Origin of the sequence: Nocardia neocaledoniensis, from assembly GCF_003182135.1 — a bacterium.
GTDB classification, from domain to species: Bacteria; Actinomycetota; Actinomycetes; order Mycobacteriales; family Mycobacteriaceae; genus Nocardia; species Nocardia neocaledoniensis.
On sequence record NZ_QGTL01000015.1, the window covers coordinates 176002 to 188497 of the forward strand.

Sequence of the window (12496 nt, forward strand, 5' to 3'; positions counted from 1 at the left end):
GAGCGCTTTGTGACCGTCACCACCTCCGAGCTCGCCCGCACGGCCGAGATCCTGTCCCGGCCCGTCGCGCTGAACGGCTTGACCGTCCCGAATCGCATCGCGATGGCGCCGATGACGCGCATGTTCTCGCCGAACGGAGTCCCCGGCGAAGATGTACGTTCCTACTACGCCCGTCGCGCCGCCGCCGGCGTCGGCCTCATCGTCACCGAGGGCACCTATGTCGGCCACGAGTCGGCGGGCAACAGTGACCGGGTGCCGCGCTTCCACGGCGAGGAGCAGCTGGCGGGCTGGGCACAGGTCGCCGCCGACGTGCACGCCGCGGGCGGCACCATCGTCCCGCAGCTGTGGCACATCGGCATGGTCCGCAACCAGGGCGAGCCGCCGTTCGCCGACGCGCCCGCCGTCGGCCCCTCCGGCATCGGTGTCGACGGCACCGAGGGCGTGGGCAAGGCGATGACCCAGGCCGACCTCGACGACGTCATCGGCGCGTTCGCCGAAGCCGCCGCGGCGGCCGAGCGCATCGGCTTCGACGGCGTCGAACTGCACGGCGCCCACGGCTATCTCCTCGACCAGTTCTTCTGGGCGGGCTCCAACCGGCGCGAGGACGCCTACGGCGGAGATCCCGTGGCGCGCACCAGGTTCGCCGCCGAGATCGTGGCGGCGGTCCGCGCTGTGGTTTCGCCGGAGTTCCCGGTGATCCTGCGCTACTCGCAGTGGAAGCAGCAGGACTACCGCGCCCGCCTCGCCGACACCCCGCAGGAGCTCGAGGCGATCCTCGCGCCGCTCGTCGCCGCGGGCGTCGATGCCTTCCACGCCTCGACCCGCCGCTACTGGCTGCCCGAATTCGACGGCTCGGACCTGAATCTGGCCGGCTGGACCAAGAAGCTCACCGGCCTGCCCACCATCACCGTCGGCTCCGTCGGCCTCGACGGCGACTTCCTGCGCGCGTTCACCGGCGAGGGCGCCGAACTCGGCAGCATCGACAACCTCCTCGACCGCATGGAGCGCGACGAATTCGACATGGTCGCGGTCGGCCGCGCCCTGCTGCAGGACCCCGAGTGGGCTGCCAAGGTCCTCGCCGGCCGCACCGACGAGCTGAAGCCCTACGACGCCACGGCGCTGAAGACCCTCAGCTAGCTCCGGCAGCCGAACGGACTCCGGTACCGCATCCGGTACCGGAGCCCTGTGCACCGATCAGCCGAGGAACGCGTTCACCGACTTCTGCTCGGTGTAGGCCTCGATCGCGGCCGCCCCGAGCTCACGACCCCAGCCGGACTGCTTGTAGCCACCGAAAGGCAGCGCCGCGTCGAAGGCGTTGTGCGCGTTGATCCACACCGTGCCCGCCTTGATCTGGCGCGCGGTGCGGTGCGCTTTCGACACATCCCGGGTCCAGACCGACGCCGCCAGCCCGTACGGGGTGTCGTTCGCCGCGGCGGCGACACCGCGTTCGGCGTCGAACGGTGTCGCGACCACGACCGGCCCGAAGATCTCCTCGCGGTAGACGCTGAACGAGGAGTCGACGTCGACCAGCACAGTCGGCTCGACGAAATAGCCACGGTCGCCATGGCGCTTGCCGCCCGTCAGTGCCCGGGCGCCGTCGCGCAGGCCCTGGTCGACGTATCCCAGCACCCGGTCGAGCTGCGTCTGCGACACCAGCGGGCCTACCTCGGTGGTGGGGTTCAGCCCCGGCCCGAGCCTGCTCGCCGCGGCGACCTCGGCGACGCCGCGGGTGAATTCCTCGAAGATCTTGTCCTCCACCAGCAGTCGGGTCCCGCTGGTGCAGGTCTGGCCCTGATTGAACAGGAACCCGGACGCGGTGCCCGGAATCGCCAGATCCAGATCGGCGTCGGCGTACACCACCTGCGGGCTCTTGCCGCCGAGCTCGAGGCTCACCTTCTTGAGGTTGCCCTTGGCCGCGTCCACGATCTGGCGGCCGACCTCGGTCGACCCCGTGAACGCGATCTTGTCGACGTCGTCGTGCGCGGCCAGCGCCGCACCCGCGTCGCCGTAGCCGGTGACGACGTTGAAGACCCCGTCGGGCAGCCCGACCTCGGCCAGGATCTCCGCGAGCCGCAGGGCGGTGAGCGGAGTGTCCTCGGCGGGTTTGAGCACCACCGTGTTGCCGGTGGCCAACGCGACGGGGATCTTGAACGCGGCCATCAGCAGCGGGAAGTTCCACGGGATGATCGCGCCGCACACCCCGACCGGTTCGCGCAGAGTGTAAGCGTGCCACTGGGTTCCGGGCGCCCACGGCACCGACACCGGGATGGTGCGGCCCTCGATCTTCGTCGCCCAGCCGGCGTAGTACTCGAACAGTTCGGCGACCCAGGTGATGTCGACGGCCTGCGCGACAGCGGCGGACTTGCCGTTGTCCAGGGATTCGAGCTGCGCGAGTTCTTCGGCATGGGCGTAGATCGCCTCGCCCGCCCGGAACAGCAACCGCTGGCGCTGCGCGGGCGTCCACAGCGACCATTCGCCCTCGAACGCCTTGCGCGCCGCGTGCACCGCCCGATCGACGTCGGCCGCCTCGGCATGCGCGACCTCGGTCAGCAGCTGTCCCGTGGCGGGGTCGCGCGTCTCGAAGGTGCGGCCCGACAGCGCGTCGACCCACTGCCCGCCGATGAACAGTTTCTTCGGTGTCGCCAGCCAGTCGCGGACCTGCGGCAGCACGGGCGCGTCCGTCGGGTTCAGTACTTCGGTCATCTCTGCCTCCGGTGTCTCAGGAATGGCTGTGCACGAGCACGCCGCGGATGTTGTGGCCGTTGAGCAGGTCGTCGTAGCCCTGGTTGACCTCGTCGAGGGTGTAGGTGCGGGTGACGAGTTCGTCCAGCGCGAGGTCGCCGCGCTGGTACAGCCCGAGGATCTTCGGGATGTCGACCGTCGGATTGCAGTCGCCGAACAGGCTGCCCCGCAGTTCCTTCCGGAACAGCGTCATGATCGAGCCGGGCAGCTGGATGTTGATCTCCTCGAGCTTGTTCAACCCGGTCAGGACGACCTTTCCGCCCTTGCCGACCGCGTCGAAGCCCGCCTGCACGATCTCCGCGGTCATCAGGTCGGGAATGAGGATCGCGGCGTCCGCGCCCTGGCCGCGGGTCAGTTCGACGATCATCTCCTGCGCCGCGCCGGCATCGGCGAAGGCGTGCGTCGCGCCGAGTTCGAGGGCGCGCTCACGCTTGTTCCGCAGCGGATCGACCGCGATGACGTATTTCGCGCCCGCGTACCGCGCGCCCTGCACCGCGTTGATGCCGAGTCCACCGATACCGAACACCACGACGACATCACCGGGCGCGACCTCGGCGGTGTTCACCGCCGAGCCCCAACCGCTGGGGACGCCGCAGCCGACCAGCACCGCCTTGTCCAGCGGCAGATCGTCGTCGACCTTGACGCACGAGTTCTGGTGGATCACCCCGTACTGGCTGAAGGTGCCAAGCATGCACATCGCGCCGTACTCACCGGACGGGCCGGTCAGCGGAAACCGGCCGCCGGGCAGGTAGCCCTCGAGGATCGTCGCACCCATGTCGCAGATCGACTGCCTGCCCGTGGCGCAGTAGCGGCAGGTGCCACAGCTCGGGATGAACGAGCACACGACATGGTCGCCGGGCTTGACCCGCGTGACGCCGGGTCCGACGTCCTCGATGATGCCCGCGCCTTCGTGGCCGAGGACCATCGGCAGCCGCGCCTCCAGATCGCCGCGGGCGATGTGCACATCGGAATGGCACAGCCCGCCGTACAGATACCGGATGAGCACTTCGCCCTCGCGAGGCTTGTCGACCCCGAGCTCTTCGATCTCGATCGGCTTGCCTACCTGGTAGACGACTGCGGCCTTGGTCTTCATGACGGTCTCCTGATCGTGTCGACGTCGCCGATGGACGTGATGGAGACCACAGTCGCAATATCGCGAGGTCACGAGTGTTCAAGAACTGAACAGTCGTGACCCAGGCCACGCTTGCTACCTTTGTGCATGACCGGATCGGGCGAGCGAGGTGGTGGGATGAGCGAGATCGAGGCCTCCCGTGATCCGATCGCGGCCTCCTGGCATCGAGCCACCCTCGCGGGTCTCGAACCGTCGTCCGCGCTCGATCGGCTCACCTACGGCGAGGTGGACGAGGCGAGTCCGCTGATGGCCGCGGCCCTGCCCGTGCTCGCCGATCTCAACCAGCGGCTGGAAGGCACCGATTTCACGACCATGGTGGTCGACCGCGACGGTCACATCGCCCATCGTGGGTGCGGGAGCAGCCACGCGCGCCAGACCCTCGACCACATGGGCGTCGATGTCGGAGCCTCGCTGCTGGAGGAAGCCATCGGGACGACAGCGCCCGGCGTGGTCCTCGAGACGCGCACCAGCGTCGCGGTCAACGGGGGAGAGCACTTCGCGCTGCCGCTGCGTCAGCTGAGCTGCTTCGGGCACCCGATCTTCCACCCGACGACCCGGCGGATCGAAGGCGTCCTGAACATCTCCACCGCCGCCGAAGCCGCCAGTCCGCTGTTGGCCCCGCTGGTCGGCAGGACGGTCGCCGACATCGAACAGCGTCTGCTCGACAGCAGTCGCGTCTCCGACCGGGAACTGCTCGCGGCGTTCCAGGTCGCCAAGACCCGCAGGCGGGCGGTCGTCGCGATCGGACGCGACCTGCTGATGTCCAACCAGCTCGCGACCGACCTGCTCGGCTCCACTGACCTCACCCTCCTGCGCATTCTGGCGGGCGAAGTGCGCCGAACCGCCGTGGTCGACGTGACGCTCGAGTCGGGGATCGCCGTGCGGGTCGAGGCCACCAGGATCGGTGGTGCGGCGGGTGGAACGCTGCTCAGTGTCGAGGCGCACGAGCGGCAAGCGCCGAAGCGCGCCAGTCCGTTGCCGGAAACCGGTGCACCCCTGCTGATCACGGGTCCGCCGGGATCGGGCCGGTCGAGAGCCGCGCGGGCACACGCCACCGACCTGCCGGTGACCGTGCTGACCGCCGCGGACGCACTGCTCGACGGCGCGGACGCCTGGGCGCGGGACTTCGCGGCTTTGGTCCGCACCCGGCAGGGCTCGGTCTGCGTGGACGGCCTCGAACTGCTGCCCAACGAGCTCATCGAGGTGGTGAAAACCCATGTCGCGCAGCGGCGATTGCCCCGCGTCGTGCTCGTCAGCGGCCCGACCGAGCTGCTGACGGGCCCCGCCGCCGCGCTGGCGGGCGAATGCACCGACCGGGTCGCGCTCGCCCCACTCACCCGGCGCCGCGGCGAGATCCCCGAGCTCGTCGCCACGATGCTGCGTGAAGCGGGCGCCGACCCCTCCCTGCACTTCACCCCGGGCGCGCTCGCGGCGATGTCCGCCCACGACTGGCCGGGGAACCTGCGCGAGCTGCACGCCGTGGTCGCCCACGTCGTCCGGAATCGACGGGCCGGAGCCGTGGTCATCACCGATCTGCCGGAGGCCTACCGAACCCAGCAACCGGCACGCCCGCTCGCGCCGATCGACCGCGCCGAACGCGACGTGATCGTCGACGGCCTGCGCAGGAACAACGGCAACAAGGTCAAAGCCGCTCAGGACCTGGGCATCTCGCGCACCACGCTGTACGCCAAGATGCGCGCGCTCCGAATCACCGCGTACTGAGGACCGCTATCCCTTCGTCGCCAGATAGGCGGCGGTCAACTCCGCCAGGACGCCGTCGGCCGGCGCCGGGGCGCGCTCGAGATGGATGACGCGCAGCTCGTCCATGAACCGGTCCCACAGCGGCGGCCCGCCCGCGGCCAGCAGCTCGGCCCGCACGGTCAGCTCCGGCGTGGTCTCGAGCCAGGTCGCGCCCCACGCGCCGAGCTGCGCCAGCACGGGGACGAGCTGGATCGCCGCCTCAGTCAGGTGATATTCGACCTTCTGCCGATGACTCGGATCGTCGTCGCGGGTCAGCAGCCCCGCCTCGACCAGTTTCGCCAACCGCGCCGCCAGGATGTTGGACGCGATGCCCTCGATCGACCCCGTGAGCAACTCGCGGAAGTGTGTGTGCCCGCCGAACATGATGTCGCGCACCACGATCAGGCTCCACCGATCGCCGAGCAACTCGACCGTCCGGTTGATCGGACACCCCGACTTCCCCGGCGGCACCGGCAACTTTTTCGGCGAAACTGGTTGCATCACGAGATCAGTTTAGAGTACGTTCTCAACTACTTGCAGAACGCAATCAGAAGGGTCTCCGATGTCACCTCAGGTACGCGTCCAGAACTTCGCGGTCTCCGCCGACGGCTACGGTGCCGGGGAGGGTCAGAGCCTCGACCGCCCGTTCGGTCACGCCGACCCGGCCGACTTCATGTCCTGGGCGGGCGCCACCGCCCACTGGCCCAACCGCACCGACCCCGGCGGCACCTACGGCCTCGACGACTACATCACCCGCGACTACGCGGTGAACATCGGCGCGGAGATCATGGGCCGCAACAAGTTCGGCCCCCAGCGTGGCCCGTGGGAGAACCACGACTGGCAGGGCTGGTGGGGCGACAACCCGCCCTTCCACACCCCCGTCTTCGTCCTCACCCACCACCCGCGTCCCTCCTTCACCCTCTCCGACACCACCTTCCACTTCCTCGACGCCACCCCGAAGGAAGCCCTCGCCCGCGCCCTCGAGGCCGCCGACGGCAAGGACGTCCGCATCGGCGGCGGCGTCGCCACCGTCCGCGCCTTCCTCGACGCCGACCTCATCGACACCATGCACGTGGCCGTCGCCCCCCTCACCCTCGGCCGCGGCGAACGCCTCTGGGCCACCCCCGAAGAACTCACCACCCGCTTCCGCCACGAACAGGTCCTCAGCCCCAGCGGCGTCACCCACCACTTCTTCTGGCGCCCCTGACACCCCCAGAACAGCCCCTCTACCAGCCGATTAGTACCTACGAAGAGTCGTGCGGTAATCTTTCCGAGCACCCGGCAACGGGGGCAAGACGGGCTGTGGCGCAGCTTGGTAGCGCACCTGACTGGGGGTCAGGTGGTCGCAGGTTCAAATCCTGTCAGCCCGACAGTGAAAACCCCCTCTGACCTGGGTCGGAGGGGGTTTTCTCATGTCCCGGTACTTGACGTGTTTCGGCCGATACACACAGTTACAGCACAAAAATGGCTTCAAGCGGGTCATGTGCCAGTTCAGATTCGGGATGAGCACGACCCATGGGGCCTGGATTCGGCGGTTCCGTGCGATCTAGTGATGGAGATCACGATCGCGTACTGGGCTGTGCGGATCAGTGTGCGATCCGGGGGCGAGTTTGTAGCGATGACAACGGAATCCGCTCCGGGTAGCTCGACCGGCATCGGAAGGGCTCAACGTCGATCAGGTGAGGATCGGTGGTGATGTGGTGAAGCCGGCGTGTGCTGCTACGGGCCGCGCCCGCTTCCTGGAGAGTCCCCAGAAGTGTGAAGGAACCGGAGCAACGCCCAGCCGCATCCCGCTTCGAGGTGCCATGCGTGTGGGAGTCCGAGTCGCCCTCCGGACACAAACAGTACGCCCACGGGTGGTGTCGCTTCGGCGATCACCACCCGTGTTTCGTCTCTATAGGTCAGCTTCAACCCGAGTTGGCGGTAGACCGTATTCTTGTCATCTGCGTCGGCGTGACGGAGTACCTGCAACATGCCACCGAGGCTGTCCACCAGGGTGCGGATGTTCTCTCTGCTCAGATCAGGCTTCAGCCCTGTTGAGTTGTTCAAGACTGACAGCCTCGCGACAGCTTCCCTCCTCTGAGCTTGAGTCTCCTGAGTCCATGCGGCCACGGTCGCGGGGTCTGCGCCGGCATCGAGGGCTTCGCGGTAGCGATCGAGCTTTCGATCGAATGTCTTGATGAGCTGTTCGATGGAGTCGGTTTCAGTGGAGTGGTCCGGCGGCGCGGCTTGCAGTGCTGTGAGTGTGTCTTCGATGTGGTCGGGATGGAAGGTCTGTGCAAGCCACGCGTCCAGCGGGCCGATCAGCTGGTCTTCGCGGAGGTACACCGAGGGGCGGTGATCGATGGTGTTGGCCAGCGCGTACTCGGCGGGGTAGCGGCAGCGATAGTGGGCGTGGTCGTGGTTCCACGATCCCTGCATCCGACGTCCACAGGCCTGGTGTGTCAACAAGCCTTTGAACGCATACGGGTGCTTTCGTCGTTGTAGAACGCGGCCAGTGGATTTAGGGCCGCGAGAGGCCAGTCGTGACTGAGCTTGTTCGAATGTTGCGCGGTCGACGATCGCTTCGTGGGCGGGTTGGTCGGACAGGACCCAGTCGGTTCTCGGGTTCCAGGCCAGCCGTGTTTGGTGGCCGAGGGCCACGTCGTCGACATCGATGAGCGTTTCTTGCTTGCGCTGTCGGTTCCAGACCGCGTGGCCGGTGTAGCGGGGGTTGGTGAGGATGGCTCGGACTGCGCTTTTGGACCATGCGATTCCCGAGCGGTGACGGTTGCGGGACGGGTCATAGGCCGAGGGGCACAGGATTCCTGCAGCGGTGAGTTGCTGAGCGATGGAAAAGATCCCTACACCCGCCAGGTACTGCTGGAAGATCTGCATCACCGTGGCTGCTGCGGGGGGATCGATGGCCAGACGGTGTAGTCGTTTTCCGTCGGCGGCTTTGCTGGGGTTGGGATGTGGTCCGGCGTCTTGGAGGGTGTAGCCGTAGGGTGGTCGTCCGCCGAGGTAGCGGCCTTCGACCCGGGCTTGGGCTGCCATGGCAGCGCGGACTCGGATCTTGATGCGGTTGCGTTCGCCTTTGGACATGCCGCCGAAGACGGACATGATCAGGTCGTGGGCTTCGGAGTCGGGGTCGATCGGCCCGCCGACCTCGGGGACCCAGAGTTCGACGCCGTAGTGGACGAACACGGGGAAGGTGAGCCCGAATTGGTTGCCGTAGAAGGCTCGTTGGGGTTCGCCGATGACGATGGCGTCGAACCCGCGGTTCGGGTCGCGGAGCAGTTCGAGCAGGCGGCTGGCTTGGGGGCGGCGTTTCCATGGGATGGATCGTGATTGGCCGATGTCGAAGAACTCGGCGACGATGCTGCCGTGGCCCTCGATCAGGGCGTTGGTGCGCGCCAGCTGCCAGTTCCGGGATGTCTCGGGGATCTCAACTCCGACCTGGCCCCGGTAGTGACCGGCGCCGTGATCGCGGTAGATGGCGGACATGGGTTGCTCACCGGGTTCAACCCCGCCCCGTCAAGTGATCGCAGCGGCCTCCTGCGCACTGTTCGGGGGGCCGCTGCGGGAATTCTCGGCCCGCTGATTCGGAGTAGCCGAATCGGGTAGACGCACCGTGGCCTCGGCTAAGCATAATACGTAATTCTCGCTGGAAGCCGTTCTGAAGGGATCACGGATGCGAAGGATCAAGCTCCGACCACTTGAGCAGCAGGTCGCCGTCGTTGCCGGCGGATCGAGCGGTATCGGTCGAGAGACCGCGCTTCGGCTTGCCGCCGCGGGGACGAAGGTGGTGTTGGCGGCGCGCAACGCAGCGGGGCACCTGGCTGGCAACCGATCCCACTGCGCGCCGCCTGCTCTTGGCGGGGGCGGTGGGCGGGCTGGGAACGCGATGGGCCGCCCGCGCGCGGTCCGTCGTAACAGCCCACGCCAGTCGCGGACGGATCCACGACTCCCACCTGAGGAGAGAGGAAGCTCATGACAACCGATAACATCGAACACGTTCGTATCAAGGCCCTGGCTTGGGACCTCGCGGCAGATATCTACTATCCGCCGGGATTCGACGCCGGACGGAAATACACCACGATCATCAGTGCCCACCCGACCGGCAGCTGTAAAGAACAGACCTCGGGCAATATCTACGCCACCGCGCTGGCCGAGCGGGGATTCGTGGCGATCGCCTTCGACGCGAGCTTCCAAGGTGACAGCGGGGGTGAACCGCGCCTGATCGAGGACCCCGGGTTCCGTGCGGAGGACTTCAGCTACGTCATCGATTATCTGGTCACCCAGCCCTGGGTGGACGAGAACCGGATCGGTGTACTGGCCATCTGCGGTGGCGGTGGCTACGCCGTCAGCGCCACCATGACCGAACGACGCATCAAAGCCCTCGGCACGGTGACCGGCGCGAATGTCGGGCGGCGAATGCTCGAAGGCTTCACCGAATACGACCCGCTCGGCGCGCTCGAGGCGATGGCCGCCCAGCGCACCGCCGAGGCTCGCGGCAAGGACGAGCAGGTCAACGATCTGCTGCCACCGTCTCCGGAAGCGGCCGCGCAGGCCGGTCTGACCGATGTCGACCTGATCGAGGCGACCGAGTACTACAAGACCGATCGCGGGCGTAAACCCAACGGCCGCACAAGCTTTCTGTTCTCGCGGCAGGCGCGCCTCGTCGGTTGGGATGCCTACACCCGCGCGGAGATCCTGCTCACCCAGCCGTTGTGCCTCGTCGTCGGAGACAAGCCCGGCGCGTTCGGCGCCTACCGCGACGCGTTCGAGCTCTACCAGCGCGCCGCGTCCAAGGACAAGGAACTCGTCGTCTTGGAGGGCGTGACGCACTACGACCTCTACGACCAACCCGAAGCGGTATCGCAGGCGCTGGACCGCCTCGTGCCCTTCTTCACCAAACATCTCTGACGGACCGTCCGCACGGTGAGTCGGGTCGGCGAGCCTTCCCGGCCCGACTCACCGGCCCGGCGTCGGTTCGTCCTGATCGATCGGGTGGGTCAGCAACTGTTCCATGAGAACCTTTGCGGCCGGGCTGAATTCGCGACCGCGGGCAGTGGCGAGGGTTGAAGCCCCACTCCCCCCAGCACCTCGTCGGTGTGCTCACCGTGTCCGGCCGGCGGTCGCTGGATCGCACCGGGTGTGCGGCTGAAACGCGGTGCGGGAGCGGGCTGGACGACTCCTTCGACATCGACGATGGTGCCGCGGGCTCGCAGGTGTGGATTGCTCGGTGCCTCGGTGCCTCGGTGCCTCGGTGCCTCGGTGAGCGAGAGCACCGGAGTCACGCAGGCTTCCTGGCCGGCTGCGAGAGCACACCATTCGTCGCGGGTTCTGGTGCGGTATACGGCAGCGAATCTTTCCCGCATCGCGGGCCACTGCGAATTGTCGTGTTGGTCGGGCAGCTCCGCTTCGTCGATACCCATGATCCGCAGCAGATTGCGCCAGAAGCGGGATTCGTTGGCGCCCAAACTGATCCAGCCGCCATCGGCGGTTTCGTAGACATTGTACCAGGGTGCGCCCGAGTCGAGCCGGTTCCCGGGGCGCTCGTCGCTCCAGTAACCCGCGGCGAACAGGCCGTAGAACAGTGTCATGAGCGATGCCGAGCCGTCGACCATGGCAGCGTCGACAACTTGCCCTCGGCCCGACAAACGACTCTCCAGCAGCGCGGAGACCACCCCTAGCGCCGGGTACAGCGATCCACCGCCGAAGTCACCCGCCAGGTTGAGCGGGATGACGGGCGGTTCACCCGCGCGGCCGACCGAATGTTGATCGGTCCCGCGAGGAACCCACCGACGGTGAAAGCGAGGAAGAACAGGCTGCCCGTGAAGCCGATCTGTGAGGCGCTCAGATCCAGATCCTCGCGCAGTGGCTGAGCGATGAGCCCGAACACCGCCTTGTCGGAGGCGTTGAGGAGGTAGAGCACCACCAGCATCCCGGTCAGACCCCACCCGGTCATCCCGGGGCCTGGGGTGGGTGGTGGTGTGACTGGTGAGGTTTGCTCTTGCGCGAGTTGTGTCACGTGCGTGTCCTTCGGGGGCTCGAGGGCGCTTCGCTCGGCACGCGGTGGGCGGCCCCGACGAGCCGCCCACCGGCCGTCTATTTCTGGCTGGGGAACGGGGCGTTGACCGTGTCCTGGTACTGGATGACGGCCGCGATCGCCACCGGAGCGCCGACCAGGATCGCGCCGGTCAGCACACCGATCGGGGCGAGGGCGGCGGCGCCGATGAGGCAACCGGCCAGCGGGCCCGCACCGAACAGCAATGCCAGGGGCCCGGTGGCGACACCGGCTGTCACGCCGCCGAGCAGGCAGCCGATCGTGCCCGCGCCGACCGCCCCGACCATGGCGCCGACGGCCGCACCCATCGAGATGGTCGAGGTCATCCGCGACCAGGCGGCCTGCTCACGGTCGTACGGAGATTTCCACGGTGCCTGTTCCTGGTGGGGGAGCGCGACGGGTCGGTAGTGGGCGCGGGCGGGATCGAGCACCGGTGTCAGGCGCGCGGTGTCGCCGGTGATAGCCACGTCGATCGGAAAGGCGATGTCGTCGACGTTGAACTCGAGCGGCACGCCGGCCAGGATCTCGCCGCGGTCGGACCGGATCTGGAACTGACCGTTGTCCACGATGAGCGCGCCGTGCTCGATCTCGATGACGGCCGCGGTTCCGTCCTTGTACGCGGTGTAGTTCACGCCGGGGACGATGTCGACGCTGAGGGGGTCGGCGGCAGCGACGGTCGAGGTCAGGACCAGGGCGCTGAGCGTCGCGGCACAGACGCCGGCCAGACGGGTGGGTTTCATAGTGCTCCTCGAGAGGGGGTCGGAGTTCAGACGCGCCGGCCACCGAAGTCGGGTAACGGGAGGCTTGCCGGTGGGCAGGTACTGCCGCCG

Annotated in this window: 12 protein-coding genes and 1 tRNA gene; 6 read left to right on the plus strand and 7 right to left on the minus strand. The window is 67.6% G+C overall.

The window, feature by feature from the left end; all coding sequences use genetic code 11:
- The first annotated feature begins 9 nt into the window (after positions 1-9).
- Complete coding sequence (locus DFR69_RS30085; RefSeq protein ID WP_110041041.1) at positions 10-1137, plus strand: NADH:flavin oxidoreductase; 1128 nt, start codon at positions 10-12, stop codon at positions 1135-1137.
- 57 nt (positions 1138-1194) lie between these two features.
- Here the strand turns inward: DFR69_RS30085 and DFR69_RS30090 are convergent, their stop codons facing one another.
- Both DFR69_RS30090 and DFR69_RS30095 read right to left on the minus strand, forming a co-directional pair.
- Complete coding sequence (locus tag DFR69_RS30090; protein WP_110041042.1) at positions 1195-2703, minus strand: aldehyde dehydrogenase family protein; 1509 nt, start codon at positions 2701-2703, stop codon at positions 1195-1197.
- A gap of 16 nt (positions 2704-2719) precedes the next feature.
- Positions 2720-3835, minus strand: coding sequence for an NDMA-dependent alcohol dehydrogenase (locus DFR69_RS30095; RefSeq protein ID WP_110041043.1), 1116 nt, complete (start codon positions 3833-3835; stop codon positions 2720-2722).
- Positions 3836-3991: 156 nt separating this feature from the next.
- Between DFR69_RS30095 and DFR69_RS30100 the strand changes: the two genes are divergently transcribed.
- Positions 3992-5596 carry a sigma-54-dependent Fis family transcriptional regulator gene (locus DFR69_RS30100; RefSeq protein WP_110041044.1) on the plus strand — a complete coding sequence of 535 codons (1605 nt, stop codon included), beginning with the start codon at positions 3992-3994 and terminating at the stop codon, positions 5594-5596.
- A gap of 6 nt (positions 5597-5602) precedes the next feature.
- Here DFR69_RS30100 and DFR69_RS30105 read toward each other — a convergent pair whose 3' ends face one another.
- Positions 5603-6115, minus strand: coding sequence for a winged helix-turn-helix transcriptional regulator (locus tag DFR69_RS30105; RefSeq protein WP_110041045.1), 513 nt, complete (start codon positions 6113-6115; stop codon positions 5603-5605).
- 61 nt (positions 6116-6176) lie between these two features.
- On the opposite strand from DFR69_RS30105, the gene DFR69_RS30110 reads away from it, so the two are divergent.
- The gene (locus tag DFR69_RS30110; protein ID WP_110041046.1) at positions 6177-6821 is read left to right on the plus strand and encodes a dihydrofolate reductase family protein; all 645 of its coding nucleotides are present in this window, start codon (positions 6177-6179) and stop codon (positions 6819-6821) included.
- An 89-nt stretch (positions 6822-6910) separates the two neighbouring features.
- Positions 6911-6984 (plus strand) — tRNA-Pro (locus DFR69_RS30115).
- Between the two features lie 349 nt (positions 6985-7333).
- Here DFR69_RS30115 and DFR69_RS30120 read toward each other — a convergent pair.
- Positions 7334-9100: a recombinase family protein gene (locus DFR69_RS30120; RefSeq protein ID WP_110041047.1), complete on the minus strand. Its 1767-nt coding sequence runs from the start codon at positions 9098-9100 to the stop codon at positions 7334-7336.
- Positions 9101-9287: 187 nt separating this feature from the next.
- On the opposite strand from DFR69_RS30120, the gene DFR69_RS35620 reads away from it, so the two are divergent.
- Both DFR69_RS35620 and DFR69_RS30130 read left to right on the plus strand, forming a co-directional pair.
- Complete coding sequence (locus DFR69_RS35620; protein WP_146229465.1) at positions 9288-9590, plus strand: SDR family NAD(P)-dependent oxidoreductase; 303 nt, start codon at positions 9288-9290, stop codon at positions 9588-9590.
- Positions 9587-10522, plus strand: a complete 936-nt coding sequence (locus DFR69_RS30130) for an alpha/beta hydrolase (RefSeq protein ID WP_110041048.1) — start codon at positions 9587-9589, stop codon at positions 10520-10522. Before DFR69_RS35620 ends, DFR69_RS30130 begins: the two co-directional genes overlap by 4 nt.
- A gap of 89 nt (positions 10523-10611) precedes the next feature.
- Here DFR69_RS30130 and DFR69_RS30135 read toward each other — a convergent pair whose 3' ends face one another.
- The 3 genes from DFR69_RS30135 to DFR69_RS30145 all read right to left on the minus strand — a co-directional run bounded on the left by DFR69_RS30135 (position 10612) and on the right by DFR69_RS30145 (position 12406).
- Positions 10612-11343: a CoA transferase gene (locus DFR69_RS30135; RefSeq protein ID WP_110041078.1), complete on the minus strand. Its 732-nt coding sequence runs from the start codon at positions 11341-11343 to the stop codon at positions 10612-10614.
- Positions 11289-11567, minus strand: a complete 279-nt coding sequence (locus DFR69_RS30140) for a hypothetical protein (protein WP_373867024.1) — start codon at positions 11565-11567, stop codon at positions 11289-11291. Before DFR69_RS30140 ends, DFR69_RS30135 begins: the two co-directional genes overlap by 55 nt.
- 140 nt (positions 11568-11707) lie before the next feature.
- Positions 11708-12406, minus strand: a complete 699-nt coding sequence (locus tag DFR69_RS30145) for a DUF8020 domain-containing protein (RefSeq protein ID WP_067982985.1) — start codon at positions 12404-12406, stop codon at positions 11708-11710.
- Positions 12407-12496: the final 90 nt, after the last annotated feature.

Excerpts from the sequence above, each read along its gene's own strand:
- DFR69_RS30090 (WP_110041042.1), bottom strand. The coding sequence starts at position 2,703 with ATGACCGAAGTACTGAACCCGACGGACGCGCCCGTGCTGCCGCAGGTC.
- DFR69_RS30095 (WP_110041043.1), bottom strand. The coding sequence starts at position 3,835 with ATGAAGACCAAGGCCGCAGTCGTCTACCAGGTAGGCAAGCCGATCGAG.
- DFR69_RS30100 (WP_110041044.1), top strand. The coding sequence starts at position 3,992 with ATGAGCGAGATCGAGGCCTCCCGTGATCCGATCGCGGCCTCCTGGCAT.
- DFR69_RS30105 (WP_110041045.1), bottom strand. The coding sequence starts at position 6,115 with ATGCAACCAGTTTCGCCGAAAAAGTTGCCGGTGCCGCCGGGGAAGTCG.
- DFR69_RS30110 (WP_110041046.1), top strand. The coding sequence starts at position 6,177 with ATGTCACCTCAGGTACGCGTCCAGAACTTCGCGGTCTCCGCCGACGGC.
- DFR69_RS30120 (WP_110041047.1), bottom strand. The coding sequence starts at position 9,100 with ATGTCCGCCATCTACCGCGATCACGGCGCCGGTCACTACCGGGGCCAG.
- DFR69_RS35620 (WP_146229465.1), top strand. The coding sequence starts at position 9,288 with ATGCGAAGGATCAAGCTCCGACCACTTGAGCAGCAGGTCGCCGTCGTT.
- DFR69_RS30130 (WP_110041048.1), top strand. The coding sequence starts at position 9,587 with ATGACAACCGATAACATCGAACACGTTCGTATCAAGGCCCTGGCTTGG.
- DFR69_RS30140 (WP_373867024.1), bottom strand. The coding sequence starts at position 11,567 with ATGACCGGGTGGGGTCTGACCGGGATGCTGGTGGTGCTCTACCTCCTC.
- DFR69_RS30145 (WP_067982985.1), bottom strand. The coding sequence starts at position 12,406 with ATGAAACCCACCCGTCTGGCCGGCGTCTGTGCCGCGACGCTCAGCGCC.